Source organism: Bordetella tumulicola (assembly GCF_054779135.1).
In genome coordinates this window covers 383,486-409,028 of the sequence record NZ_BAAGYU010000010.1, presented here as the reverse complement: position 1 = coordinate 409,028, position 25,543 = coordinate 383,486, and the positions used below count along the sequence as shown (strand labels likewise).

23 protein-coding genes are annotated in these 25,543 nt (G+C 59.1%); 7 read left to right on the top strand and 16 right to left on the bottom strand.

The genetic code is table 11. The annotated features are described in order from the left end of the window. The first annotated feature begins 4 nt into the window (after positions 1-4). Together ACYVDM_RS19130 and ACYVDM_RS19125 are read left to right on the top strand one after the other, a co-directional pair. Positions 5-907, top strand: coding sequence for an alpha/beta hydrolase family protein (locus tag ACYVDM_RS19130; protein WP_415787787.1), 903 nt, complete (start codon positions 5-7; stop codon positions 905-907). Positions 908-943: 36 nt separating this feature from the next. Beyond that, positions 944-2,071 carry a M20 family metallopeptidase gene (locus ACYVDM_RS19125; RefSeq protein WP_415787785.1) on the top strand — a complete coding sequence of 376 codons (1,128 nt, stop codon included), beginning with the start codon at positions 944-946 and terminating at the stop codon, positions 2,069-2,071. 51 nt (positions 2,072-2,122) lie between these two features. On the opposite strand, the gene ACYVDM_RS19120 is transcribed toward ACYVDM_RS19125, so the two are convergent. The 4 genes from ACYVDM_RS19120 to ACYVDM_RS19105 all read right to left on the bottom strand — a co-directional run bounded on the left by ACYVDM_RS19120 (position 2,123) and on the right by ACYVDM_RS19105 (position 8,631). Next, positions 2,123-4,180, bottom strand: coding sequence for a UvrD-helicase domain-containing protein (locus ACYVDM_RS19120; RefSeq protein ID WP_415787783.1), 2,058 nt, complete (start codon positions 4,178-4,180; stop codon positions 2,123-2,125). A 13-nt stretch (positions 4,181-4,193) separates the two neighbouring features. Further along, on the bottom strand, positions 4,194-6,272 hold the full coding sequence (locus ACYVDM_RS19115) for a primosomal protein N' (RefSeq protein WP_415787781.1): 2,079 nt from the start codon (positions 6,270-6,272) through the stop codon (positions 4,194-4,196). A 346-nt stretch (positions 6,273-6,618) separates the two neighbouring features. Then, positions 6,619-7,692, bottom strand: a complete 1,074-nt coding sequence (gene hemE / locus ACYVDM_RS19110) for a uroporphyrinogen decarboxylase (RefSeq protein WP_415787779.1) — start codon at positions 7,690-7,692, stop codon at positions 6,619-6,621. Between the two features lie 102 nt (positions 7,693-7,794). Beyond that, positions 7,795-8,631: a hypothetical protein gene (locus ACYVDM_RS19105; RefSeq protein ID WP_415787777.1), complete on the bottom strand. Its 837-nt coding sequence runs from the start codon at positions 8,629-8,631 to the stop codon at positions 7,795-7,797. Positions 8,632-8,955: 324 nt separating this feature from the next. On the opposite strand from ACYVDM_RS19105, the gene ACYVDM_RS19100 reads away from it, so the two are divergent. From ACYVDM_RS19100 to ACYVDM_RS19090, 3 genes are all read left to right on the top strand, one after another. Further along, the gene (locus ACYVDM_RS19100; RefSeq protein ID WP_415787775.1) at positions 8,956-9,447 is read left to right on the top strand and encodes a methylated-DNA--[protein]-cysteine S-methyltransferase; all 492 of its coding nucleotides are present in this window, start codon (positions 8,956-8,958) and stop codon (positions 9,445-9,447) included. A gap of 86 nt (positions 9,448-9,533) precedes the next feature. Beyond that, complete coding sequence (locus tag ACYVDM_RS19095; RefSeq protein ID WP_415787773.1) at positions 9,534-10,139, top strand: DNA-3-methyladenine glycosylase I; 606 nt, start codon at positions 9,534-9,536, stop codon at positions 10,137-10,139. A gap of 11 nt (positions 10,140-10,150) precedes the next feature. After that, entirely contained in the window at positions 10,151-10,966 is an 816-nt protein-coding gene (locus tag ACYVDM_RS19090) for a DUF4377 domain-containing protein (protein ID WP_415787771.1), read from the top strand. Positions 10,967-11,001: 35 nt separating this feature from the next. On the opposite strand, the gene ACYVDM_RS19085 is transcribed toward ACYVDM_RS19090, so the two are convergent. From ACYVDM_RS19085 to ACYVDM_RS19075, 3 genes are read right to left on the bottom strand one after another with little or no spacing between them, the layout of a single operon-like run. Then, a complete protein-coding gene (locus ACYVDM_RS19085; RefSeq protein WP_415787769.1) occupies positions 11,002-11,820 on the bottom strand; it encodes an ABC transporter substrate-binding protein in 819 nt (272 codons plus the stop codon). Further along, positions 11,817-12,575, bottom strand: coding sequence for an ATP-binding cassette domain-containing protein (locus ACYVDM_RS19080; protein WP_415787767.1), 759 nt, complete (start codon positions 12,573-12,575; stop codon positions 11,817-11,819). Before ACYVDM_RS19080 ends, ACYVDM_RS19085 begins: the two co-directional genes overlap by 4 nt. After that, entirely contained in the window at positions 12,572-13,315 is a 744-nt protein-coding gene (locus ACYVDM_RS19075) for an ABC transporter permease (protein WP_415787765.1), read from the bottom strand. The genes ACYVDM_RS19080 and ACYVDM_RS19075 overlap by 4 nt, the downstream gene beginning before the upstream one ends. 137 nt (positions 13,316-13,452) lie before the next feature. Here ACYVDM_RS19075 and ACYVDM_RS19070 point away from each other — a divergent pair, with 137 nt between their 5' ends. Both ACYVDM_RS19070 and ACYVDM_RS19065 read left to right on the top strand, forming a co-directional pair. Next, entirely contained in the window at positions 13,453-14,712 is a 1,260-nt protein-coding gene (locus tag ACYVDM_RS19070; protein ID WP_415787763.1) for an RNA-guided endonuclease TnpB family protein, read from the top strand. Positions 14,713-14,906: 194 nt separating this feature from the next. Continuing rightward, positions 14,907-16,043, top strand: a complete 1,137-nt coding sequence (locus ACYVDM_RS19065) for a substrate-binding domain-containing protein (protein ID WP_415787761.1) — start codon at positions 14,907-14,909, stop codon at positions 16,041-16,043. Positions 16,044-16,075: 32 nt separating this feature from the next. On the opposite strand, the gene ACYVDM_RS19060 is transcribed toward ACYVDM_RS19065, so the two are convergent. The 9 genes from ACYVDM_RS19060 to ACYVDM_RS19020 all read right to left on the bottom strand — a co-directional run bounded on the left by ACYVDM_RS19060 (position 16,076) and on the right by ACYVDM_RS19020 (position 25,519). After that, positions 16,076-16,942 carry a formate dehydrogenase accessory sulfurtransferase FdhD gene (locus ACYVDM_RS19060; RefSeq protein ID WP_415787759.1) on the bottom strand — a complete coding sequence of 289 codons (867 nt, stop codon included), beginning with the start codon at positions 16,940-16,942 and terminating at the stop codon, positions 16,076-16,078. Further along, positions 16,939-17,325 carry a hypothetical protein gene (locus ACYVDM_RS19055; RefSeq protein WP_415787757.1) on the bottom strand — a complete coding sequence of 129 codons (387 nt, stop codon included), beginning with the start codon at positions 17,323-17,325 and terminating at the stop codon, positions 16,939-16,941. The genes ACYVDM_RS19060 and ACYVDM_RS19055 overlap by 4 nt, the downstream gene beginning before the upstream one ends. A gap of 71 nt (positions 17,326-17,396) precedes the next feature. Next, positions 17,397-18,593 (bottom strand): formate dehydrogenase subunit gamma, encoded by a 1,197-nt coding sequence (locus tag ACYVDM_RS19050; RefSeq protein ID WP_415787755.1) that lies wholly within the window; start codon positions 18,591-18,593, stop codon positions 17,397-17,399. A 12-nt stretch (positions 18,594-18,605) separates the two neighbouring features. Further along, positions 18,606-18,833, bottom strand: a complete 228-nt coding sequence (locus ACYVDM_RS19045; RefSeq protein WP_415787753.1) for a hypothetical protein — start codon at positions 18,831-18,833, stop codon at positions 18,606-18,608. Continuing rightward, entirely contained in the window at positions 18,830-19,474 is a 645-nt protein-coding gene (fdh3B, locus tag ACYVDM_RS19040) for a formate dehydrogenase FDH3 subunit beta (RefSeq protein ID WP_415787750.1), read from the bottom strand. Before fdh3B ends, ACYVDM_RS19045 begins: the two co-directional genes overlap by 4 nt. A gap of 10 nt (positions 19,475-19,484) precedes the next feature. Further along, positions 19,485-22,451, bottom strand: coding sequence for a formate dehydrogenase subunit alpha (locus ACYVDM_RS19035; protein WP_415787748.1), 2,967 nt, complete (start codon positions 22,449-22,451; stop codon positions 19,485-19,487). Between the two features lie 11 nt (positions 22,452-22,462). Further along, a complete protein-coding gene (locus ACYVDM_RS19030; protein WP_460475442.1) occupies positions 22,463-22,669 on the bottom strand; it encodes a twin-arginine translocation signal domain-containing protein in 207 nt (68 codons plus the stop codon). Between the two features lie 136 nt (positions 22,670-22,805). After that, on the bottom strand, positions 22,806-23,426 hold the full coding sequence (locus ACYVDM_RS19025; protein ID WP_415787746.1) for a TorD/DmsD family molecular chaperone: 621 nt from the start codon (positions 23,424-23,426) through the stop codon (positions 22,806-22,808). Then, the gene (locus ACYVDM_RS19020; RefSeq protein ID WP_415787744.1) at positions 23,423-25,519 is read right to left on the bottom strand and encodes a 4Fe-4S binding protein; all 2,097 of its coding nucleotides are present in this window, start codon (positions 25,517-25,519) and stop codon (positions 23,423-23,425) included. The genes ACYVDM_RS19025 and ACYVDM_RS19020 overlap by 4 nt, the downstream gene beginning before the upstream one ends. Positions 25,520-25,543 lie beyond the last annotated feature (24 nt).

Sequence of the window (25,543 nt, the reverse complement as noted above, 5' to 3'; positions counted from 1 at the left end):
CACCATGAAGCCAGAACTCTCCAATGCCGACCGCATCGCCCAGGAACTGGGCCACGCGGGTCGTAACGCCATTGCCTATATCGATGATGACCGCAATGCCGACCGCCCTTTCACGCTGCAGACGTACCGACCGTATGGCTATACCGCCGATCGGCCCGTCGTCATCGTGCAGCATGGCGTGCTGCGCAACGGCGACGACTATCGCGACTTCTGGATCCCGGCCGCGGATAGGCACAACGTATTGATTGTGGCGCCCACGTTTTCCAATGAAATCTGGCCCGGCGTAGAAAGCTACAACAATGGCCGCGTGTTCAGCCCCGGCGGCAATCCCCGTCACGTCGATGGCTGGACCTATGCCCTGGTCGGGCGGGTATTTGCCGATTTACGTGCCTCTGGTGTTACAGACGTCGAGCAAGCCTATTTGTTCGGGCACTCGGCGGGCGGCCAGTTTGTCCATCGCCTGATGAGCAGCCAAGCCCATACGCCATTCTGCGCGGTCACCGCAGGGAATCCGGGCTGGTACACGCTACCCACCTTTGAACACCGCTTTCCGGAGGGAATGGATGGCGTCGGTCTTACCGAGGATCACTTGGTGCGCCTGTTGGCCTACCCGATGACCATTCTGGCAGGCGACCAGGACATTTCCACCAACGACCCCAATCTGCCATCCGAGCCCGCCGCCTTACGTCAGGGCTCGCATCGTTTTGCGCGCGCTCATCACTATTTCGAAGCCGGCAAACGCGAAGCCGAGCGTCGTGGCGTCCCGTTTGGCTGGACATTGCAAGTCGTGCCGGGCATCGGCCACGACGGCCGCGTGATGTCCGCCGCCTGCGCCAGCCTGTGGTTCGAGGGCAAGTTGCCCAGCAACGAGGAATTGGCCAAGATGGCCGGTCAACAAGTCGCCTGATTTCCCGATTATTTATTGCCTACCTGGAAGATCACCATGTCCGTACCCGCCACTGAAGCCCTGGTTGCCGGCATCCAATCGTGGGTGCGTTGCGAGTCACCCACGAACTCGCCCGAAGGCGTCGCTGCGATGGCGGCCCTGGTCGACACACACGCCCGAGCCGCCGGCCTCACCGTCGAAGTGACGTCGCTGGGCCCCGACACTGGCCCGCTGCTCTACGCTACGAATCGCGTAGCGGGCGATAGCCGTCCAGGCATTTTGGTACTGGCGCACTTGGATACCGTGCACCCGGTGGGTACGTTGCAAGAGAACCCCTGCCGCATCGAAGGCGACCGCCTGTATGGTCCCGGCAGCTACGACATGAAGGGCGGTATCTACCTGGCCCTGACCGCGTTGTCCGCGCTGGTCGAACCGGGTTCCACTCAATTGCCCGTCGATTTTCTGATGGTGCCCGATGAGGAAACCGGCAGCCATGCGTCTCGCGCTACGATCGAGCGCTATGCTGCGAACGCCAAATATGGCCTGGTGTGTGAGCCCGCCCGCCCCGACGGCGGCGGCTGCGTCACAGCACGTAAAGGCACAGGCATGCTGCGCCTGAACGTCAAGGGCCGTCCCGCCCACGCCGGTATGCAACACGAGAAAGGCCGTAGCGCGATTCGTGAGATGGCACACCAAGTGCTGGCGCTCGAAGCCATGACCGACTACGAACGCGGCGTGACAGTCAGCGTAGGCACGATTGCCGGCGGCACGGTGACCAATACCGTTCCCGCGCAATGCCGTTGTGTGGTGGATTTTCGCGTTCCCGATATGGGTGCCGCCGAAGACGTACTGCGTCGCATGCGTAACCTGTGCGCCGTGGGCCCTGATGTCGAACTGGACATTGATGTCGCACTGAACCGGCCACCCATGGTGCGCACGGACGCGGCCGCCGCCCTGTTGGCAAAGGTGCAGGGCTATGCTCGCGAGGCAGGCTTTGACCTGGCCGAGGCGCCTATGACGGGTGGCGGCAGCGATGCCAACTTCACGTCGGCCATGGGCGTGCCCACCCTTGATGGGCTGGGTGCCGATGGCAACGGCGCCCATACACTGGACGAATACATCCTGATTTCGACCTTGCAAACGCGCGTGAAATTCTGGGAACTGTTATTGCGTCAACTGGCTTGACACGACCGTAACGAGGCTTGCGTGGCGGGTACCCCATGCCGCACGCGAGCATCACTTTTTCAGCAGTGCCTTCAGCATCCCCAGACGCTCTTTGGGGCTCATCGCGCGCGTGGCCTCGTCTTCTTCGACGCGCACATCACCCAGCCCCATTTCTTCGATAAAACGTGACGGCTCGCGCACGAGGTCTTCGCGTGCCCGGCGGCGTTTTTTGCACCAGCTTAAATTCAAACTACGCTGGGCCCGGGTAATGCCGACGTACATCAGGCGCCGTTCTTCCTGAATACGGGTCGCCAGGTTTTCCGCTGCGCGAGCGGGATCGCCATCCTCGTCGTCTTTGCCCAAATGTGGCAACAGCCCCTCTTCGACACCCGCCAGGTACACGTGCGGATATTCCAGGCCCTTGGATGCGTGCAGGGTCGACATCTTGACCGCGTCGGGCTCTTCTTCGTCGCCACGCTCCAGCATGGTGATCAGCGCCACGTGTTGCACTAGGTCAAACAATGACATGCCGTCTTCGTCAGCTTTGCGTTTGAGCCAACCGGTGAGCTCCAGCACATTTTCCCAGCGCGTCTGTGCGGGTTTTTCTTCTAGCGTGTCGTACAAATAACGCTCGTACTGAATCGCCCCCAGCATATCGTCCAGGATGGCGCCAGCGGGTTCCGGAGAACCCTGTCCGTCTGTGCGCCCACGACCTGCACGCCATTGAAGACGGCGAATGTATTCGGCAAATGTACGTAGCGACTCGAGTTGACGAGGCTGCAACAGGCTTTCCAGGCCGGACTCGGCCGCAGCGGCCAGCAGTGACACCTCGCGTTGCGCCGCGTACTGGCCCAGCACCTGTAGGGTGGCCTGCCCGATGCCACGCTTGGGCGTGGTCGCCGCGCGAATAAACGCGGGATCATCGTCATCATTGGCCACCAGGCGCAGATAAGCCAGAACATCGCGGATCTCTGCCTTGTCAAAGAAACTCTGACCGCCTGCAATTGTGTATGGAATTTTCAGATTGCGTAATGCCTGCTCCAGGATGCGCGACTGGTGATTGCCGCGATACAGGATGGCAAAATCTTTCCACTGCGCCTGGCGCTCAAAACGAGAGGCCGAGATCTTCATCGCGACGGATTGCGCCTCGTGCTCGTCGTTGTCCATGGCGGACACCACGATGGGCTCGCCCACCCCCAAATCCGACCAGAGTTTCTTTTCGAACAGTTTGGGGTTCTTTGCAATCACCGTATTGGCAGCCGCCAAAATACGCTGCACGGAGCGATAGTTTTGCTCGAGCTTGATCAGCTTGAGTTGCGGATAATCCGTCGTGAGCTTGGCCAGGTTTTCCATGGTGGCGCCGCGCCACGCGTAAATCGCCTGGTCATCGTCCCCCACTGCCGTAAACATGGCCCGGTCCCCAGACAGCAGTTGCACCAACCGATACTGACAAGCGTTGGTATCCTGATATTCATCCACCAGCAAATAGCGTACGCGGTTCTGCCAACGCGTACGAACCTCTTCGTTGCTTTCGAGCAATTGCGCGGGAATCCGGATCAGGTCATCAAAATCCACTGCCTGATATGCGGCCAGGGTGGCCGCGTAATTGCGATACACCGTCGCCGCCTCGGACTCTGCCGGCGTGGCCGCAATGCGCGCCGCATCATCCGGGCTAAGTAGTGCGTTCTTCCAAAGCGATATCGTCGACTGCACCGTACGCAATCGACCGCGATCCGTCGTGGCCAGTAACTCCTGGATGATGGACATCGCATCGTCCGCATCCAGGATGGAAAACTGCGGTTTCAGTCCAGCGTGCCGGGCTTCTTCGCGCAGCATTTTGACGCCCAGCGAGTGGAAGGTGCTGATGGTCAAGCCCTTGGCCAGCTTGCGATCGACCAGCGTGCGCAAGCGCTCATTCATTTCGCGCGCGGCTTTATTAGTAAACGTCAGCGCCACCACATTGCGCCCCATATAGCCGCACTCACGCAGCAGGTAGGCGATTTTCTGCGTGATCACGCGCGTCTTGCCGCTGCCTGCGCCGGCCAGCACCAGACACGGACCGTCCAGATACAACACGCCCTCTTTCTGGGCAGGATTCAGACCGTGACCTATGGGCGCGCTATCAGACATGGGGAACGACAACTCAAATTTCCAGGGGATCGACTTCCAACTGCCAGCGGATGCGGGATTGCGAAGCCAATGCCGGCAGATGGGCGGACCACTCCGTCAAGAATGCCTGCAAAGCGGGTCGGCTCGTACTCTCGAGCAGTAGTTGCGCGCGTTCGATGTTGGCGACTCGCACCACGCGCAACGGTACAGGATCGTACAGCGTTAACGATGACGTGCCTGAAAAACCGCCCTGCTCAGCCAAATCCCGAGCCTCTTGCAGGAACGCCACAGCCTGTGCCAACTCGCGCGCCTCCGCCGTCAACAACGCCTGATAAGCAAAAGGCGGCAGGCTCGTGGTTTCACGCTCTTCGAGTGCGTGGCGGGCAAAGCCCGCATAATCATGGCGCAACAACGCCTGATACACGGTTTGCTCGGGATAGCCCGTCTGAATCAGGACCTCGCCCTCGCCCACGTGTCGCCCCGCTCGCCCGGCGACCTGCATCAATTGCGCAAACAAGCGCTCAGGCGCCCGAAAGTCATGGGCAAACAGCATCGAGTCTGCATTCAGTACGCCAACGAGACCCAGTCGGGCAAAATCATGTCCCTTGGCGACCATTTGAGTCCCCACCAGAATATCGACCTCACCCGCGTGGACGGCCGCAAACAGGGTTTGCGCACTGCCTTTGCGACGCGTGCTGTCGGCATCAATACGAGAAATACGCGCTTGAGGAAATAATTCGGCCAAATGCTCTTCGACACGCTGCGTTCCCCGGCCCATGGGCTCCAGGTCCTGGTCACCGCACTCTGGACAAGCCCGCGGCACAGGCGCCTGGTATCCACAGTGATGACAGTGCAAGCGATTGCCGCGCCCGGCGGCTCGATGCAACACGGTAAAAGCCGAGCAGCGAGGACAATGACTGACCCAAGCGCAGGATGCGCAATGCAGCACTGGCGCATAGCCACGACGATTCAGGAACACCAACGACTGCTCGCCGTTTTCCAGCCGCTGGGCAATCGCGTCGCTCAACTGAGGGGAAATACCCTCGCGCATCGGCAAACGCCGGGTATCAATCAACCTGATCTTCGGCAAACTGCTGACCCGCGCACGCCCCGTCAATGTCAGGCGCAAATAGTGGCCCCGTCCTGCGTGATACCAGCTTTCCAGCGAGGGTGTCGCAGAGCCGAGCAGCACGGGCACATTCTGATCACGCGCGCGCCACACTGCCAGATCACGTGCGGAATACCGCAATCCATCCTGCTGCTTATACGAGGCGTCGTGCTCTTCGTCGACCACGATCAGGCCGAGATCAGAGAGCGGCGCAAAAATTGCCATGCGCGTGCCCAGCAGCATGCGTGCCTGGCCTCGTTGCGCACGCGCCCAGGCCTGTACGCGCTCTCCGTCCGATAAGCCACTATGCATCACGGCCAGACCATCCGCCCCCAGCACCGACTCCAGGCGTGCGCGAACGGCGCCCTCGAGCTGTGGCGTCAGATTGATTTCTGGCACCAGCAACAACACTTGGCGTCCTGCCGCCAGTACGCGCTGGGCAATATGAAGATAGACCTCGGTTTTGCCACTACCCGTCACCCCGTGCAGCAAGACGGGTTTAAAACCCTCTAGCGCGGTCACCGTGTCCACTGCTATCTGTTGGTCCGCGTTCAGTGCGGGGGCCTTGTCGGGTGTCGTCGGCGCAGCGACAGGTTTGGCCTTGCGCGCGTCCAGGCGCGCCACGGGACCTTGTCCTGACCTCTTGCCCTGGTAGGCGGAGGGTTTACGCAGGGGCGGCGGCATGGCCGGTAGCATGACCTCGCCCAACGGGCGCTGATAGTAATCAGCCGCAAACCGTGCCAATCGCAACCAATCCTCGGGCAGGGGAGGAAGGTCTTCCAGGACTTGCTCGATCTCACGCACCTGGGCGGGATCAATGGCCGGCTCGGCGGGATTGTCGACCACAACGCCCACCAGCTTGCGACGACCAAACGGCACAATGACGCGCGTCCCGACAGGCAAGGCCACCTGTCCGCGATAATCAAAAGGACCAGGCAGCGGCACATCCAACGCCACACGCACCCAAACCGCACACGGACCCAGGCCGTTGGGCACGTCAGACATAGGCGGCAAATATCAATGGCATGGCGAAAGCGTACACAAGTTAAAGTGAATTCTCGGTTTTTCGGCTAACAGATTGTCAATTCGGCGTGAAATAATAGTCACGGCACAGCCTGTGGATAACTTTGGGGAAAACATTCAACAGCCTCACGTCGTGTCAAGCCTTCTAAGAAAAAAATTTTGGCTGAAATGCTATTGACTTTTTATTTTTACTTTAAATTCATATAGTTATAAAAACATTCCAGAATCAACCCAAAGTTTGCTATCCCGTACTAACTGCTTTCGCTGCTGTGCACAAGTCGATCCTGGCAGCCGTCGAATCAAGCCGTGCACGCTAGCGGACACTTACTTAGCCGTGCAGCGAACGACTGTATGTGTGGACCTCGTCCACCAACTCCAGGACGGCCTCTGGAGGGGTGTATTGGGAAATGCCGTGCCCTAAATTGAACACATGCCCCCCTTGACCGACAGGGCCAAAGGCATCCAGCGTGCGGCGGGCTTCGGCACGTATCGCGGCGCTGCCGCCAAACAACGTCATGGGATCAATATTGCCCTGCAACGCCACAGCATCGCCGGTGCGTTGGCGGGCGTGTCCCAGGTTGACCGTCCAGTCCAGGCCCATGGCATCGCAACCACAAGCTGCAATGTCCTCAAGCCAGAGCCCGCCACCCTTGGTGAATACGATGACAGGCACCGCACGCCCCTCGTGCTCCCGGATCAGGCCCGACACAACCTTGCGGGTATAGGCCAATGAAAACTGCTGGAACAGGCCGTCGGCCAACACTCCGCCCCAACTGTCGAACAACATGATCGCCTGAGCGCCCGCCTGAATCTGTGCATTCAAGTATTGCTGAGTTGCTTGCGCATTGATTTCCAAGATGCGGTGCAACAAATCCGGCCGGGCGTACAGCATCGTTTTGATCAACCGATAATCGGCACTGCCACCGCCCTCTACCATATAACAGGCAATGGTCCAGGGGCTGCCCGCAAAACCGATCAAGGGAACCTTGCCGTCCAGTTCGCGACGGATCACCGATACCGCATCAAATACATAACGCAGTGAATCCATGTCCGGCACGGCAAGCTGGGCTACGTCTTGCTCGGTGCGCAGCGGTCGCGCGAAGCGCGGTCCTTCGCCCGGCGCGAAGTCCAGGCCCAAGCCCATCGCGTGCGGCACGGTCAAGATGTCGGAAAACAGGATAGCGGCGTCCAGGTCATAGCGCGCCAATGGCTGCAACGTGACCTCTGCCGCATAATCCGGATTTTGGGCCAATCCCATGAACGAGCCCGCCCGAGCACGCGTCGCGTTGTACTCCGGCAGATAGCGCCCCGCCTGACGCATCAGCCAAATGGGGGTATAGGGTACGGGCTGGCGCAACAACGCGCGCAGAAAAACGTCGTTCTTAAGGGGAGCAGCAGACACAGCGATCCTTCGGTATCGGAAGCCGTGATTTTACTGCCTCAGCGGAATCAACGAGCGCGACGAAAATGGGTGCAGTCTCATGGAGACGCCAGCGTCACCGAATCAGGCCGGCGGCTCGGGCAAAGATGTGTGATTACGGTAGTGGGCGGCGTCGATACGATGCTTGCGCATTAATGCCCAAAATGCGCGCCGATGTTTGCTGGAGGCACGAGCCGCCTGAGCGACATTGCCTGCATGGTGTGCTAGCGCACGACGCAAGTAGGCTTGCTCGAAGCCATCTACGACGCGTGCCTTGGCTTGCCGAAACGACTCGTCGGATTGCCGGTGAAGGCTCATGATGCCACTTGTCGTCACAGCAGGATCGCATTTTGCGTCGGATGCAAAGGGATGGCTGGCACCCAATTGGCGGTACGGAAACAAGGGCTCGTTGACGGACATCGGTACCCCCCCTGGCGCGCCTGCATAGGGAGCCCCCGACAACGGCACAACCGGGGGAACGTCCCGACCCCTCAGCGGGACACGAGGCCGAGCCTCGCGATGCAGGCGCACCAGGCGTGCCCGCAATTCATCAAGACACACGGGCGCCCGGACAAAGTCGGCCACCCCCAACGACAGTAAATCCAGGATAGCGGGTGCGGTGATATCAAAAACGACAGCCACCAGGGGAATGCGTGGTCCGGTTTCGGCGTTGGCCAACAACGTGCGGGCCCACGACAACGACGAGGGCGCCACCGGCAAAACACAACCATCAAAGCGACGCAAGGCCAGTTGCGCACACGACAACTGTTGCGCGTCAGGCACCCCGGGCGCCAGGCTGGCCAAATCCTGGACATGTAATCGCAAACGGCCAAATTGACCATGGTGACTGTCGACCCAATCCTGCGCCCACACCGTGTGGCCGGGGGTCATCAGAACAGCGCAATCAAGTGTTTCACGCAAGACGGGCTCCTGGATGCGTATGCAAGAAATGTAAGCGTACGCGTCACCCCTGTCCCGCGATATTCGCAGTTACCACACTGCGGGTTCTACGAACAGTGACACCCGGCACCCGACGGATTTCGCGTGTAATTGCCCTATGCCTGCCGGTGCACCACCACTTTTCACGCCAAGACTCATGACGAAAATTCAAGCGCAAGAACACGAGTGCGACATCGACCACTTTATTTCTACACTGGGGGCCTGTAATCGCCCCGTACGTCCGCCCAAACGCCATCCGTCGTCAAGACTCTACACTTCACCACTATCGTGAAAGGAGCCCTCCTCATGTCCTACACCTGCAAAACCATCGCCTCGCCGGTGGGCGAGTTGACGCTTGTCGCCCAGGGCTCGGCGCTCGCCGCCATTCTGTGGGAAAACGAGCGGCCAGGTCGTGTCCGTATGGGGCCGATGGTCGAAGATGCGCAACACCCCGTTCTGATCGCAACCGAACGACAACTGGCGGAATACTTCGCCGGCCGGCGCGAGCACTTTGATCTACCCCTGACGTTCTCCGGTACGACATTCCAAAAGCAAGTCTGGGCCGCCCTGCTGACCATCCCGTACGGCCAAACCCGCAGCTATCGCGATATCGCCATTCAAGTCGGCCGGCCCAAGGCCGTACGTGCCATCGGTGCCGCCAATGGACGCAATCCGATTTCGATCGTGACGCCTTGCCATCGCGTCGTGGGCAGCTCGGGCGACTTGACCGGGTTCGCGGGGGGCTTGCAGGCCAAAGCACTACTGCTAAAGCTAGAATACCGTGCCCCGATGCCGTAACTAAGGGGACCTGGCCCTTGGCAACCACGCCCGCACGCGTCCATGTACCCGCGTATCATCACGACATCCCTTTCCGCGGAGATCCCATGAACTCACCCGCTGCCGTCATCATCGGCGAAGACGGACTGGCACGCCCTCCCTGGGCTGCGCAAGACCCCTTATTGCGACATTACTACGACACGGAATGGGGTATGCCCGTGCGTGACGAACACGGTTTGTTCGAACGCCTGAGTCTCGAGTGCTTTCAGTCAGGTCTCTCGTGGGCAACCATTCTGCGCAAACGCGAGGCGTTTCGCGCCGCATTTCGCCAGTTTGATCCGGACGTCGTAGCGACATTTACGCCGCGGGACGTCGAACGGCTGATGGCCGATAGCGGCATTGTGCGCAACCGGGCGAAAATCCTGGCCACCATCAATAACGCCGCAGCCACCATCGCGTTGCGGGCCGATGGCGGATTGGTGGAGTTCATCTGGTCGTTTCAGCCTGCGGAAACCCCCGCGCCGAGCACACTGGAAGAAATCCCCACCCTATCCGAGGCGTCCACCGCCTTAAGCAAAGCCCTGCGTAAACGCGGTTTTTCCTTTGTCGGGCCGACGACCATGCATGCGCTGATGGAGGCCACGGGGATGATAGACACTCATCTCATGGGCAGTCACCGACGAGGTAGCTCGGGCGTCTGGAAAACCACTTGAGATCAAACTAGATGAAACCTTTACTCTTGCGCTTTTTACTTGCCGCCACGGTAAGCACACTGAGCGCTTGCGCCATGAATGCCAACACGCCGTCATCCTCCCATACGCCCATGTCCGATGCCGCAACGACTGCACCGGCCACCCTATCGGCCTATCACTGGGATTTGGCCGAAGCGCGCGACGCCAGCGGCGCCGAGCAAACCACATGGGTGCCTCCCAAAACACGTGGCGGAGCACCCTTGCGCCTGGACTTCAGCGACCAGCGCTTGTCTGTGTCCGGCTTGTGCAACCGCCTGGGCGGAAGCTATAGCGTCGACACAAATAAAATTACCATCTCTTCTATCGTAGGCACCATGATGGCCTGCAACGACGAAGGGGTCATGCAGTACGAACAAGCCGTCGGTCAGCGCCTGCCACAAGCCACCGTCTGGAAAATCAGCGAAAGCTCAACAGGACCTCGGTTAACACTCGGCTTTACAGATGGTGCGCAATGGACTCTGGCCGGTACGCCCACCGACGCAACCCGCTACGGCAGCACTGGCGAAATTCAGTTTCTGGAAGTTGCTTCGCAACGCGTAGCGTGCTCGCACCCGCTTATCCCCAACATGCAATGCCTGAATGTGCGCGAGATTCAATACGACGCCACGGGCATCAAGACTGGCCAGGGAGACTGGCAGGCCTTTTACAACGAGATCGAAGGGTATGTCCATCAACCTGGCGTACGCAATGTACTACGCATTAAGCGCTACGAGCGCGCACAAGTACCTGCCGATGCATCGCGCTATGCCTATGTGCTGGACATGGTGGTTGAAAGCGCACAGGAATAAGGCCCCAGCGAATACGCTCGGGCCTCCCTGGCTTTTTACTTTTCCGCGTTCGGGAAAAACAACTGCTGGCCATTGACCTTGTAGCTGGCAATCGTGTCTTGCCCTGCTTTCGAGGTCACCCAATCCACAAACTGCTGGGCTTCTTTCGCTTTAACGTGCGAAAACTTGGCGGGATTCACGACCATCACGCCATACTGGTTGAACAGGCGCTTGTCGCCTTCGACCAGGATCTGCAGGCTGCCGGGATTCTTAAAGTTGAGCCAGGTCCCACGATCCGACAGCACATAGGCCCCTGTCGAGGACGCGATGTTCAGTGCCGGCCCCATGCCGCAACCACAGGCTTTGTAGCCCTTGCCCTTGTCCTCGACGCCAGCGGCCTTCCAGAAACGCAACTCTGCCGCATTCGTGCCGCTCTTGTCGCCACGCGACACAAAATCGGCATTCTCCTTGGCCAACTTGCCCAAGGCCTGAACGATGTCGTCGCCCTTGATGCCCGCCGGATCCTTATCAGGACCAATCAACACGAAATCGTTGTACATGACGGGATAGCGTTTCGTGGCGAAGCCCTCGGCCACGAATTTCTCTTCGGCCACTTGGTCGTGCACGAACAGCACATCGGCATCACCGCGACGCGCCGTATCCAGTGCCTGGCCCGTGCCCTGCGCGACCACTTTGATATCAATGCCGCTAGCTTCTTTAAAGGCAGGCAACAGATGCGAGAACAAGCCCGACTGCTCGGTAGAGGTCGTCGAGGCCATGACGATGGTTTCCGCATGGGCCACGGGGGCTGCCAGTGCGGCGGCCGTCAACAGCACGGGTACCGCCATGCGCCACAAACGTGTAGAGAGTTTCATAATATGCGTTCTCCTTTCAGAAACAAGCTGGCTGCCTCGGGCAATGAACCATAGAAAAAATCATCGACCGACAAATCCGCGATCACGTGACCGCGCTCTAAATAAATCACGCGCCGCGCCAGTCGCTTGACCTGCCCCAGGTTGTGACTACTGAACACCATGGCAGGTGAACCTGCCATGGTATGTTGTGCACTCGCCAGTCCGTCGCAGAGGTCGCCGGCCCGAACAAAATCGTCCATCATTTGCTCGACCTCACGTTTGGCGTTGGGATCCAAACTGGCCGTGGGCTCATCCAATAACAACACCTCGGGATTCAGTGCCCAGGCACGCGCCATGGCCAATCGCTGCTGCTGCCCCCCTGAGAGCGCCTTCGCGCTACGCGTGGCGAGTGCTTCCATGCCCACCCGCGCCAGCGCGGGTCTGGCCTGCGCACGTGCCTCACGCCAACGTGTCCCGCGCAACCACAACCCCAAAGCCACATTGTTCAAGACTGACGTGCGCAACAAGTACGGCTGCTGAAACAACATCGCCTGACGCTTACGCGCCACACAGAAAGCCTGACCGCGCGTAGGTTGTAATAAACAATGCAGCAAACGCAGCAACGTGCTCTTGCCGCTGCCATTTGCCCCCACTAACGCCACACACTCACCCGCGCGTATCGTCAACGACACCTTGCGCAACGCAGGCACGTTGCCAAAATCCACGTCGACGTCACGTAACTCAAACAGCGTAGTAGGTAGTGGCACGATCGTCATGCGCTGGCCCCCGCCGCACCAAATAAGCCGGATAGCCCGGCGTCACGACGCTCACGCCAACGCCGCACCACCGCAGCCAGCAGATTCAACAACAGCACGACACACAGCAATAACATCCCTAACGCCAGCGCCAACGGCAAATCGCCCTTGCTCGTTTCCAGCGCAATGGCGGTGGTCATCACGCGCGTATAGCCCTCGATATTGCCGCCCACGATCATCACCGCTCCTACCTCCGAAATCGCCCGGCCAAATCCAGCAATCACAATCGTCAGCAACGTAAAACGCTCATCCCATAGCAGCAACAATCCGCGCAACCACGATCTCGCGCGCAACGAGCGCAGTTGCTCGCCATGATGCCGTTCCGCATCGGCAATGGTTTGACGTACCAGCGCCGTCACGACGGGACAGACCAGCACGGCTTGGGCCAACACCATGGCCTTAAACGAAAACAACCAACCCAAAAATCCCAACGGACCGGAATGCGACAACAATAGATACACCACCAGCCCCACTACGACAGACGGCAACGCCAGCGACGTATTCAGCAAGACCAACACCATGCCACGACCACGAAAATGCGCGGTCGCCAGCCACGCCCCCGCCGCCATCCCCACTCCGCACGCCAACACGCAGGCACACGCACTCACGGCGAGCGAGCGCCACACAATGGATAGCAACACCGAATCGGCCGAGGCAATCAGCGCAAAAGCGGTCGTGACACTTTCAGAGAGCGTGTTCATCATTTGCTCCGAGAAACCTCGGCATTCATGCCGGGGAGGAAAGGAGCGCAGCCGTCAGGCTGCAGGATTGGTCTGATTTGAGTCGATGGCTGGATGAATATCCCGTTATTTGGTTTGGTGTGGATAGTATCTTGGGTATGCAAACCAAACGTGCCTACCGATTCCGGTTCTATCCCACGCCCGAGCAAGCGACTACGCTGGCTCGTACGTTTGGCTGTGTGCGTATGGTCTATAACCACATGCTTAATCTTCGTTCGACGGCTTGGGCCCAGCGGCAAGAGCGCCTGGGGTATCACGCGACCTCGGCTGCACTGACGGCGCTGAAAAAGACGCCGGACTATGCCTGGTTGAACGAGGTCAGTAGTGTTCCCCTGCAACAAACGCTGCGCCATTTGCAAACGGCGTTCGTTAATTTCTTCGCGAAACGCACGGGATATGCGCGATTCAAACGCAAAGACGGTCCGCAATCGGCCGAATACACCGCCAGTGCCTTTCGCTGGGGTGGTCGGTCGCTCAAATTGGCGAAGATGCGCGAGGCGCTCCCGATTCGTTGGTCCCGTCAGATTCCGAAGGCTGCGAAGGTCACTACCGTCACCGTCAGCAAAGACTCCGCAGGACGATATTTTGTCAGCCTGCTGTGCGACGACGTTGTGGTGCAGAAACCCCCGACGTCGAGCTGTATCGGCATTGACCTGGGATTGACTCATTTTGCGACCCTCTCAACCGGAGAAAAAATCAATGCGCCACAGGTCTTTCGACAACATGAAGCCAAGTTGGCCAAGCTGCAACGCCGCTTGGCCAGGAAACAACGCGGATCGGCCCGTCGTGCCAAGGCCAAGCTAAAAGTCGCCAAACTGCATGCGAAGATCACAGACACCCGCAGGGATTTCCTGCACCAGCTCTCCACCCGGTTGATCCACGAAAACCAAGTGATCGCCGTAGAAAGCTTGTCTGTGTCAAATATGCAGAAAAACCGCTGTCTTGCTAAATCCATCGGCGATGCCGGGTGGGCGGAGTTCGTGAGACAGCTTGAGTACAAAGCACGTTGGGTCGGACGAGACGTCGTGCGGGTGGATCGCTGGTACCCCTCCAGCAAGCGCTGCCACGCTTGCGGGCACGTGTTACCTAAGCTGCCGTTGAACGTGCGGCGCTGGTCCTGCCTCAAATGCGGCACAGACCACGACCGTGACCTCAACGCAGCGCATAACGTATTAGCCGCCGGGCTGGCGGTGTTAGCCCTTGGAGAAACGGTAAGACCTGAGTGCATGAGTGTTGATGCGCAACGGCTCGGTTCTGTGAAGTGGGAATCCCTTTCCTTCAGGGAAGGAAGCAGTCAAACAGTGCGAGGGATGTACAACATGGCAATGTCTAGCCTTATTCTTGGCCGCACGGTCTGACACACAGTCGAGACCGAATCATGGCCTCAATCCGAGGCCAATCCGAAGCATGCAAATAAACATATCGACCTATGCGGCAATGCCCAGAGCGTATCCCACCCGACTGCAGCTAACCATATGAATAGATTTGCATAGGAACCGTCATTTCGTCGAAGATAACAGTTCAGAATCGGCATTTAGGGCATACTTCCGCCGTGCATCGAATCGACCTTTCCTATCAAGTGGGCGCCACCTCGGCCGCTCCCGCGACCATTGGCAACGCGCTGATGGACTTACTGTTCGCCGTGCGCCAACACGGCTCGATCTCGGGCGCCGCCAAGGCACTGGGCCTGTCGTACCGCCATGTCTGGGGCGAGCTCAAACGCTGGGAGCAGATCCTGGGCCGTACACTGATTGTCTGGGACAAAGGCCAACCCGCGCGGCTGAACGAGTTCGGCGAAAAGCTATTGTGGGCCGAACGCCAGGCCCAGGCACGACTGGCTCCGCAAATCAACGCCCTGCGCGCTGACCTGGAACGTGCGTTCGCCATGGCATTTGATGACGCCGCCCATGTCGTGCCGCTGTACGCCAGCCATGACCAAGCCTTGGGTGCGCTGCACGAGCATGCCGTAGCCAGCAAGCAGCTCTATCTGGATATCAGCTATACCGGTAGCGTCGACGCGATCCGGGGACTGAACGAAGGCCGTTGCGTCATTGCCGGCTTTCATACGCGTCAGGATCCGGTGCCGGGCTCGCTGACCGAGCGTATCTACAAGCCCTTGCTCAAGCCTGGACTGCACAAGATCATCGGCTTTGCCCAACGCAGCCAGGGCCTGATCGTCGCGCGCGGCAACCCCAAGAACGTGACCACACTGGCCGACTTGCGCCGTCCCGGCGTGCGTTATGTGAATCGTGCATTAGGTACGGGCACCCGCACGCTATTCGACGAACTGTTGGAGCAAGCCGGCATACTCGGCTCGACGATACCCGGATACGAACGCACCGAGCCCTCACATAATGCAGTGGCCCATGCAATTGCAGGCGGCCACGCTGACGCTGGCTTGGGTATCGAACCCGCGGTACGGGGACATGCGCTGGATTTCATCCCGCTGGTGCAAGAAAATTACTTTCTGGTCTGCCTGAAATCAACGTTGGATCAGCCCTCGACTCAGGCCCTGCTCTCCATCCTGCGCAGCCCGCAATGGCAAGCCACACTGTCAGCGATGCCAGGCTATGAACCACTGCAAAGCGGTCAGGTGCTGTCCATGCGGCGCGTGTTGCCGTGGTGGACGTTTCCCACACAGAAACCACAACGATCAAAAATACGGGCCAAGCGCTCTGCCCGTCAATAATGCGATCGGACAAACAAGACCGCGAACGGCTACTACCCGCTCTGCGCGGCCACACGCGACGCCGCGAGCTCCGGCTGCAATATCAGCCGCTCTGGCGCGGTATAGCAAACGAAATGCCGATTGACCGCCCGACCAATCGCACACAAGCCCAATTGACCGGCTATCTCGTACCCCATCTGGGTCATACCGCTGCGCGACACCACGATCGGCACACCCATCTGCGCGGACTTCATGATCATCTCGCTCGTCAGTCTGCCCGTCGTATAGAAGATCTTGTCGTCCCCGCGCTGTTCGTCCTGGGGCTGCATCCACATCCAGCCCGCCAGCGTATCAATCGCGTTATGGCGACCGACATCTTCGACAAACATCAACATCTCCGCGCCCCGGAACAGCGCACAGCCATGCACGGATCCCGCGGATTTATAGGTCGTTTCCTGCAGGCGGATGGCACTGAGCAGGCCATATAACTCGGCCTGCGTCACATGCGCCTGCGCGGCGAGCTGAATTTGATCCAACTCTTCCATCAGGCCACCAAATACGCTGCCTTGACCACAACCCGTTGTCACCACGCGCTGGGAGGTACGCGCCTCAATGTCAGTAATACCGTCACGGGTCTCAACCGCGGCGGCGTTGACCTCCCAATCGACCATGATGGATAGCACATCCTCGGCATCGCGAATGAGTCGCTGATTACGCAAATACCCCAGCACCAATAACTCGGGCATGGCACCCAGGGTCATCAGCGTAACGACCTCGCGTCGGTCGACATAAATGGTCAACGGACGCTCTGCAGGGATGGACACGGTCTCGATCGAACCATGCTCGTTGACGACGCTGACTTCGCGTGTCAACGGCGCGCTTGCTTGCGTCAGTCGAGGCAATGCACGAGGCACGGTCACTTGGGCTGTTGCTTACCCGCACTCTCGGGTTGTGCCGAGCTGGGCGGCTGCTTAGCCGTTTCGGCCGGCGAGTGTGCGCCGGAATCTTCGCGAGATTGCGTCGATGCTTCCGGTGCATAGGCAAACGGGCCTGGGTCGGTACAGGCAGGCGTGGCCACGGGCTCCGGCGCAGTCTTACCGTCCGCCGTCAGACGCGCTCGATATTGCTCGACCACCTTGTCCTGCGACGCACACAGCTTGTACGCCGTCACCTTGGTGGTCCACGCCGCCTTGGCTTTAGCCTCGGCGGCCTTGGCCTGATCGTCGGGACTGGGCGCGGCCCAGGCTGCACGTGCGCCAAGCACAATCAGCGCCAGTGACCCTATTGCGAATCTCGTCTTCATGCGTCTTCTCCTTCCATGGCAATCATGGCTCGGACCACCGTGCAAGGCCACTTTGCGCATGATCGTCTGACTCAATGCGAACCGGATGTCGGCCGTACCAACGCTTGACTACGTCCCTTCGACGCCCGGTGGGTAGTGCGTTGCGCGGGGACCTTGCCCGACTTGATATCGTCATACCAGACATCGTGGTGTTCACGGGCCCAGGTTTCATCGACGTACCCGGTTTTCATGGCCTTGTACGCGCCTTTCATTCCGATGGTGCCCAGATAAATATGCCCCAGCAACATGCACATCATCAGTATCACTGACACCGCGTGAACCATGTGGGCGATCTGCATATTGCCGCGCGTATACATCAGCCCTGGCACGACACGGTCCAGGAACAAGCCCGACACCACGACCACCACACCCAGCAACAGCATGCCGACCCAGAACATGATTTTCTCGCCGGCATTGAAACGGCCCGATGGCACATGCTGGGGCCGCAACAATCCACCGCCCTTGCGTATCCACGTCCAATCGTAACGCCGCCAGACGTTGTCCTTGGCAAAGGTGATCAGCACCACGATCAACGACACGGCAAACACGGGGCCAACGAAATTGTGCGCGGTTTTCAGGAACCAGGTGACGCTGCCGAAGATAGCGCTACCCATCCACGGCAACATGAAGAACTTGCCGAAGGCCATCACGATGCCGGACAGGGCCAGGATGACAAACGCTGTCGCATTCACCCAATGCGCCGCACGCTCAAAATAGGTAAAGCGCTCGATCTTGCGGCCGGTTTCGGCACCGTGCACCTTGATCGGCCCTTTGGCCAGATAAAACAAGGCAATCGCCACAAAGGCAATCAGCAGTAACGCGCCGCCATAAGGCACCAGCCAATGATTGCGCACCTGACGCCACGCCTCACCGGCAGTGGTGTACTGCGAGCCTGGATACTGGACAAAGCGTTGGATCAACACGCCCGCCTCGGGCGCCTGGCTGCGTGGCAGGCTGCTATACCCCGGCTCTCCGGAATTCACCTGGCGCCATACCGGTGCGTTATTGCCAGGTTGTACCTTGGTACGTTCGGCATTAGTCTGCTCGGCATAGCCGGGCAGCTCATTGGCATCGGGCTTGACCTCAAAAATATTGGCGCTCTGAATGCCACCCAGACCGCCGCCCGCGGGCGTAGCCTGCTGCGCCGCCGCAGGGGCGAACAACACGGCGACCATCAACAGTGCCGTGCAGAATGCCCCCCAACGGGCTGTGAAGAATGACCGTACCATGGCAGCCTCCGGTCAGTGAATTTTGTTGTATTCGTTCTGTCCGAGCTGAGTCCGCTTTTTCAGCTCGCTCGTCCAACTGGCCTTGTCTCCCTGCGTCCAGCCGGGCGCTACAAAATTACTACCCGTACCGGCGTACTCGGGCTTGCCCTGGCTTGAGTCAGACGTCAACTCCTGCGAAGGCTCCGAGCAAGCCGATAGCGCCAGGACACACATCACGAAGAACCCCGTACGCGTACTCATGGCTTGCTCTTTGCGTCAGGTGCGGGTTGCTGTTGCGCCGGCGGTTGTCCGGCTTGCTGCGACCCATAAGCCGTTCCCCAGCCCCATACCTCGGCACCCTTGCCACGCTGCACGACGCGAGTACGGAAAATGTCCGCCACCACGTCGCCATCGCCTGCCAACAACGCCTTGGTGGAACACATTTCCGCACAGGCCGGCAACTTGCCTTCGGCGAGACGATTGCGGCCGTATTTCTCAAACTCGGCTTCGCTGCCGTGCTCCTCGGGACCACCCGCACAGAACGTGCATTTGTCCATTTTGCCGCGCACGCCAAAGGCCCCTTCGGATGGAAACTGCGGCGCGCCGAACGGACAGGCGTACGAGCAATAACCACAACCGATGCAGGTATCCTTGTTATGCAGCACCACACCTTCTTCGGTGCGATAAAAACAATTCACCGGGCACACGGCCATGCACGGCGCATCACTGCAATGCATACAGGCCACCGAGATGGACTTTTCGCCGGGCACACCGTCATTCAAGGTCACCACGCGACGGCGGTTCACTCCCCAGGGAATTTCGTGTTCGTTCTTGCAAGCCGTGACGCAGCTATTGCACTCAATACAACGTTCTGCGTCACAGACAAATTTCATTCTCGCCATGGCGATCTCCTCAAGCCTTTGCGATATTGCAGATCGTGGTCTTGGTTTCCTGCATCATCGTCACGGAATCGTAGCCGTACGTGGTGCCGGTATTGACCGCTTCGCCACGCACAATCGGTGCGGCGCCTTCCGGGTAACTCGCTAACATGTCCACTCCCTGCCAATGACCTGCAAAGTGAAATGGCATAAACGCCGTGTCGGGACCGACCCGCTCGGTCACCAGCGCCTGCACATTCAAACGCGCGCCGGTGGGGGTCTGCAACCATACCCGATCGCCATTCTGAATGCCGCGATCGGCAGCGGCCTTGGGGTTGATCTCGACAAAGGCCTCTTGCTGCAACTCGGCCAACCACGGATTGGAACGTGTTTCGTCACCCCCCCCCTCGTACTCGACAAGACGCCCCGACGTCAGAATGATCGGGAATTTCTCATAGAGTTTGTCTGCCACGTTCTTTTGCTGCAACGACGTATAAAGCGTCGGCATGCGCCAGAATGTCTTCAAGTCTTTGTGCGAAGGATACTTGGCGACCAGATCCGGCCGCGTGCCATAGATAGGCTCGCGATGTTGCGGAATCGGATCGGGGAAGTTCCACACCACCGCCCGCGCCTTGGCATTACCAAACGGATAGCAGCCGTGGTTTTTCATGACCACGCGGATGATGCCGCCGGAGGAATCTGTTTTCCAGTTTTTGCCGTCAGCCGCCTTTTTCTCCGCATCGGTCAGTTCATTCCACCATCCCAGTTTCTTGAGCAGCACGTGATCGAACTCCGGATAACCCGTCGTCAGATCCGCGCCCTTGGAATGTGAGCCGTCTTCGGCCAGCAAGCTGACGCCGTCGCGTTCCACGCCAAAGTTCGCCCGGAAGTTGCCACCGCCATCCATCACGTTCAAGCTGGTGTCATACAGATTGGCCGTGCCCGGATGCTTCATCTCGGGCGTGCCCCAACAGGGCCATGGCAAACCGAAATAATCACCCGTCAAGTCGTAACCGGTTTCGGCGTCTTTGCCGCCCTTGGCACGCAAGGTCTTCACATCGAACACATGCATATTGCGCATATGTGCTTTCAGGCGTTCGGGGCTTTGGCCGGTGTAGCCAATCGTCCAGCAACAGGCATTCATCTCGCGCAGCACATCCTCGATCACCGGCTCGTCCATGCCCTTGACTTTTTGCAGCTCGTAGTTCTTGACGAACTCTTTGCCAAAGCCGAGTTTTTCAGCCAGCTGATACATGATCATGTGATCGCTGCGGCTTTCCCACAGGGGTTCAATGACCTTTTCACGCCACTGCAAAGAACGGTTCGACGCGGTACACGAGCCACTGGTCTCAAACTGCGTGGCGGCCGGCAACAAGTACACCGCCCGATTGGGATTGAGGTCTTCGGGTTTGCCAGGCATGGCGGCCATCGCGGCGGTGGCAGAAGGATAAGGATCCACTACGACCAGCAGGTCCAGCTTGTCCATCGCCCGCTTCATCTCCAGGCCGCGCGTCTGTGAGTTGGGCGCATGCCCCCAATAGATGACGGCCTTGAGGTTGGTGGGTTGATCCAAGACCTCGGGGTCTTCCAACACACCGTCGATCCATCGCGAGACGGTGATGCCGGGTTTGGTCATCAACTCAGGCGAGGCATAGCGGCTCTTGATCCATTCGTAGTCAACACCCCAGGCATTCGCAAAGTGTTTCCACGAACCTTCGGTCAAGCCGTAGTAGCCGGGCAATGAGTCCGGATTGGGACCGACATCGGTCGCGCCTTGCACGTTGTCGTGGCCGCGGAAAATATTGGCGCCTCCGCCCGATCTGCCGATATTGCCCAAGGCCAACTGCACGATACAGGAGGCACGCACCATGGCGTTACCGATGGAGTGCTGGGTCTGCCCCATGCACCACACCAACGTACCCGGGCGATTTTCATGCATCGTCTTGGCCACGCTGAACATGGTGTCTTCGTCGACACCGCACACATCGAGCACCTTTTCCGGGGTCCACTTTTCCAACACGTCGGCCTTGACTTGATCCATGCCATAGACGCGGGCATCGATATAGGCCTGATCTTCCCAACCATTCTTAAAGATGTGATACAGCAGACCGAACAAAAACGCGACGTCCGTACCCGAACGAATGCGGACGTGCCTATCTGCCTTCGCGGCGGTCCGCGTAAAACGCGGATCCACCACGATCATCTTGCAGCCCGTTTCCTTGGCATGCAGCATGTGCAGCATCGACACGGGGTGCGCTTCGGCCGCGTTCGAACCAATGTACAAAGCGACTTTGGAATTCTGCATGTCGTTGTACGAGTTGGTCATGGCACCGTAACCCCAGGTATTGGCCACTCCCGCCACCGTTGTGGAGTGACAAATACGTGCCTGGTGATCACAGTTATTGCTGCCGAAATAGCTGACAAACTTGCGAAACAGGTACGACTGCTCGTTGTTGTGCTTGGACGACCCGATCCAGTAGACGGAATCTGGCCCGCTCTCCTTGCTGAGCTTCATCAACTGAGCGGAAATTTCGGTCAATGCCGTGTCCCAACTGATGCGCTCGTACTTGCCATTGACCAGCTTCATCGGGTAACGCAGGCGATGCTCGCCATGACCGTGTTCGCGTACGGCGGCACCTTTGGCACAATGTGCCCCCAGGTTGATGGGGGAATCAAACACGGGCTCTTGGCGCACCCAGACACCGTTTTCCACCACGGCATCGACCGCACAGCCCACAGAACAGTGCGTACAGACGGTACGCCGGACGGAAGTTTTAGTCTTGCCGACCAAGATTTCTTGGGTTTCAGCGGCATCGGCCCGGCGCACCAAGGCCAACGGCGCAGCAGCCAGGCCGGCACCCACTCCGATACCCGAACGACGCAAAAACGAGCGGCGATCCATCGTCGGCAAAGCCTGCGACAAGCCCCGGCGCAGGCTTTGCACGAAATTTGATTCGGCCGCGTTATCGCTCGCGGCAGCAGTTTTTTTAGTAAGTAACATGCCTTACTCCGTCAGACGAGCGTGGTTTTGTAATAGCGTTTGACGTGTTCGCTCAGGTGGTAACCCCCCCCACTCTTGGGAATCGGCTTGGCATCCGTTGCGGTTTGAGCGGCTTGGCGGGACTCTGGCAGCATGGCCGCACTAGCGGCCGCGGCGCCTACTGTCGCGGCGCCTGCCAAAAACGTCCGACGCGAGAGTCGAGGGTTCTTTTGTGACATGACGATCCCCTCCGGGGCAACTAGATATGAAACACTTTGCATACTGTACCCCGAGAAAAGGTAAAGGGCCAATTCCCATTAAGTAGGTATGGCTATTAACAACGCAACATAACAAGCGAGCTGGCGAGGCTCTCAGTCAGGACAACATATCGAAGCCCTGCGCTTCTATATTCTTGAAATCACGGAAAAATTCTGCCAACCGCGCATAAAATCGCGCAGCCGGTTGTTGCACCACCGCAGCGCACAAATCATCCGCCCAGGGCCGAATGTGTGCCGAGAAAAAGTCCCGTTGCTGAACCAAATTTGACGTTTCAGCGTCTGTACCGATGATCAAAAAACGCATGACCTCGCACAAATACGCAATATGGTCTTCCGTTTCCGGCATAGCCGGATCACGCGCCAATCCCAGGGCCGCGAGGTCATCGCGTAAACGAACCAGCGGTTTTTCGTTCAGAAAACCCGCCAGATAATGAGACCCGAACAGATAGACATCGGGCTTTCCGACACCGCCAAACAATGCGTCGTGCTCGGCTTGTATCGCGGACACCTCCAGTTCACGCGCACAGGCTTGTAGCGCACTCCACGAGGGTGCCAATGTGCTGTCCGGCGGGGCATCCGCCGCACCGCGCAACTGCGCCAGCAATTCCGCAGCAGGCGGTGCATAGAACAACTGCGCCAACAGGCTATAAATCTCCGCCCGGGCAAAGTCTTCGTCGTGATTGGCAGATGCAGTCATGGCAGGCGGGATATTCGTCATAGGTCAGTGATCCGTGCTTCGTCGGACGATGAATACAGGTCGATAACACGGCAATCGCCGCACATTTTCAGACGTTCCAGCCCCGCCCCCTGAAACATGGCGTGCCCCCCCAGCCGATGCAACATCGCTTCGACGCCCTTTTGCGTGCCAAAGGGCTTGTTGCACCGTACGCAATGAAACGGCTGAGCCTCATTGAGCACCACGGTTTCCTTGCGCCGCTCGGACAGCAGCAAACGCGGCACCAACGCTATCGCGTCTTCCGGGCAAGTCTTCTCGCACAAACCACACTGCACGCAGTTCTTTTCGATGAAACGCAACTGCGGTAATTGCGGATTGTCTTGCAACGCGTTGGCCGGGCAGGCGCTCACGCAACTCATGCACAGCGTACAGGTATCGGCATTGACTGCCACGGCCCCAAACGGCGCACCGCTGCCAGGCTCGCCGGCAGGCAGGTCGATCGCGTCGGGCAACGGGCCAGGCGCCAGCGCAATCAAATGATCCAGTGCCAAGCTAAGCGTCGCCCGCTTTTCCGGGGCGACCGCAAAACGGGCCGGCTGGCCAGGCCCCTGGGGACGTTGGCTCGCGACCGTTTTCAGGGCGGCATCCAGCGCGTCAGGCGTCGTGGCATACAGCAAGTGCAAATGTTGGCCCCTATAACCCAGCCCATTCAGAATGCTTTGCGCAATGTCCATTTGTGCGCGCAGAGCCTCCTTGTATTGAGGTGCCTCTTCGTCCGTCAACAGCACCACCACCTGCGTCGCGCCAAACGCGACCGCCGACAGCCAGAGATCGGCGCCCACACCGGCGGTATGCCATAAGGGAACCGGAATCACGTTAGCGGGTACGCCCTGTGCCTGTTTCAATTGCGCGGCACGGCCTAGCGCTTCGACCAGTTGTTGTCCGCCTTGCTGGCTGTGCAGCAGCAGGGTGGCGTCGCGCCCACCGGCTTGTGCGTACGTGCCCAGCAAGGTGCGCAATTTCAACCCCTGATCCGGGTTGCGTGGATAGGCGTAAGAGATGGCGCCGCTCGGACACACGGTCGTACAGGCGCCGCATCCCACACATAAATGCGGATCGACCACAATCTGCTGACGATGCTTGTCGCTGCGTATGGCCTCGGCCGAACAGACGTCCACACAGGCCCGGCAGCCCACGGTTTCATTGCGGCTGTGCGTACAGAGAGACTGCTTGTATTCAAAAAACTTGGGCTTTTCGAACTCGCCGACCATCCCGCGCAATGTCAGCAGCGTACTCGGCGCACCATCCGGCCAGGTAAAGTAGCCCTGCGGCGGCGCGTGACGGCGAAACTGCGGCGTTGTGCCCAAATCCAGCACCAAGTCGAACGTTTCGATCAGTTGCCTGGGCGGACGCTGAAAATCGATTGCGCCCGCCACCGTACAGGATGCCGTACAACTTCGATGCGACGAACAACGGTCAAGGTCTACTTGATAATCCAGACCGATGGCCCCCTCGGGACAAGCTGCCACGCAGGCATTGCAACGCGTACACAGATCCAGATCAATCGGATTGCTCTGCGTCCAGGACAGCTCAAAAGCCCCCAACCGCCCGTCCAAATGATCCAGTTTGCCTGCCAGCACAGGATACTGACGGACTTGGGAGCCGCCCGCATGGTGTTGGCCGTGCGCAAATAACGTGATTTCCAGCACATCATCCAGCAGGGCCGCGGCCTGCTCGGCCCGGTCAAGCGGACCAATAATCAACAGACGCCCCGCGCTGCGATAGGTAACAGTGGCAACGGGATCAGGATCGGGCAAATGCGCCGCGGCCAGCAACGCGGCCAGTTTAGGCATCGCCTGACTGGCGTCGCGGCTCCAGCCGCCCGTTTCACGGATATTGACAAAGCGCACCGGGGCAATGGCCCCTTCGGTCGTACGGGCCAGTTCACCAAACAGGCGCGTTTCCTGGGTACAGGCCACGATCACCGGATCCGTACCACGAATCGCTTGCTGGAAATCACCCGCCTGGCTACGGCAGAGCAGAGAATGAGGCGCCAAGGGCTCGCCCAACGCTCTGCCCAACTCGTCGACGGCCAGTGGCATGGTGCGGTTGCAGTCGCAAATCAGAGTCGTCATGGCAGCAAAGTCATAGAAATCAGA

What these genes read in the sequence shown, in the direction of transcription:
- ACYVDM_RS19055 (WP_415787757.1), bottom strand. Translation starts at nt 17,325, where the DNA reads ATGAAGACGAGATTCGCAATAGGGTCACTGGCGCTGATTGTGCTTGGC.
- ACYVDM_RS19130 (WP_415787787.1), top strand. Translation starts at nt 5, where the DNA reads ATGAAGCCAGAACTCTCCAATGCCGACCGCATCGCCCAGGAACTGGGC.
- ACYVDM_RS19020 (WP_415787744.1), bottom strand. Translation starts at nt 25,519, where the DNA reads ATGACGACTCTGATTTGCGACTGCAACCGCACCATGCCACTGGCCGTC.
- ACYVDM_RS19095 (WP_415787773.1), top strand. Translation starts at nt 9,534, where the DNA reads ATGAACTCACCCGCTGCCGTCATCATCGGCGAAGACGGACTGGCACGC.
- ACYVDM_RS19080 (WP_415787767.1), bottom strand. Translation starts at nt 12,575, where the DNA reads ATGACGATCGTGCCACTACCTACTACGCTGTTTGAGTTACGTGACGTC.
- ACYVDM_RS19045 (WP_415787753.1), bottom strand. Translation starts at nt 18,833, where the DNA reads ATGAGTACGCGTACGGGGTTCTTCGTGATGTGTGTCCTGGCGCTATCG.
- ACYVDM_RS19125 (WP_415787785.1), top strand. Translation starts at nt 944, where the DNA reads ATGTCCGTACCCGCCACTGAAGCCCTGGTTGCCGGCATCCAATCGTGG.
- ACYVDM_RS19050 (WP_415787755.1), bottom strand. Translation starts at nt 18,593, where the DNA reads ATGGTACGGTCATTCTTCACAGCCCGTTGGGGGGCATTCTGCACGGCA.
- ACYVDM_RS19120 (WP_415787783.1), bottom strand. Translation starts at nt 4,180, where the DNA reads ATGTCTGATAGCGCGCCCATAGGTCACGGTCTGAATCCTGCCCAGAAA.
- ACYVDM_RS19085 (WP_415787769.1), bottom strand. Translation starts at nt 11,820, where the DNA reads ATGAAACTCTCTACACGTTTGTGGCGCATGGCGGTACCCGTGCTGTTG.
- ACYVDM_RS19090 (WP_415787771.1), top strand. Translation starts at nt 10,151, where the DNA reads ATGAAACCTTTACTCTTGCGCTTTTTACTTGCCGCCACGGTAAGCACA.
- ACYVDM_RS19100 (WP_415787775.1), top strand. Translation starts at nt 8,956, where the DNA reads ATGTCCTACACCTGCAAAACCATCGCCTCGCCGGTGGGCGAGTTGACG.
- ACYVDM_RS19070 (WP_415787763.1), top strand. Translation starts at nt 13,453, where the DNA reads ATGCAAACCAAACGTGCCTACCGATTCCGGTTCTATCCCACGCCCGAG.
- fdh3B (WP_415787750.1), bottom strand. Translation starts at nt 19,474, where the DNA reads ATGGCGAGAATGAAATTTGTCTGTGACGCAGAACGTTGTATTGAGTGC.
- ACYVDM_RS19030 (WP_460475442.1), bottom strand. Translation starts at nt 22,669, where the DNA reads ATGTCACAAAAGAACCCTCGACTCTCGCGTCGGACGTTTTTGGCAGGC.
- ACYVDM_RS19115 (WP_415787781.1), bottom strand. Translation starts at nt 6,272, where the DNA reads ATGTCTGACGTGCCCAACGGCCTGGGTCCGTGTGCGGTTTGGGTGCGT.
- ACYVDM_RS19025 (WP_415787746.1), bottom strand. Translation starts at nt 23,426, where the DNA reads ATGACGAATATCCCGCCTGCCATGACTGCATCTGCCAATCACGACGAA.
- ACYVDM_RS19035 (WP_415787748.1), bottom strand. Translation starts at nt 22,451, where the DNA reads ATGTTACTTACTAAAAAAACTGCTGCCGCGAGCGATAACGCGGCCGAA.
- ACYVDM_RS19075 (WP_415787765.1), bottom strand. Translation starts at nt 13,315, where the DNA reads ATGAACACGCTCTCTGAAAGTGTCACGACCGCTTTTGCGCTGATTGCC.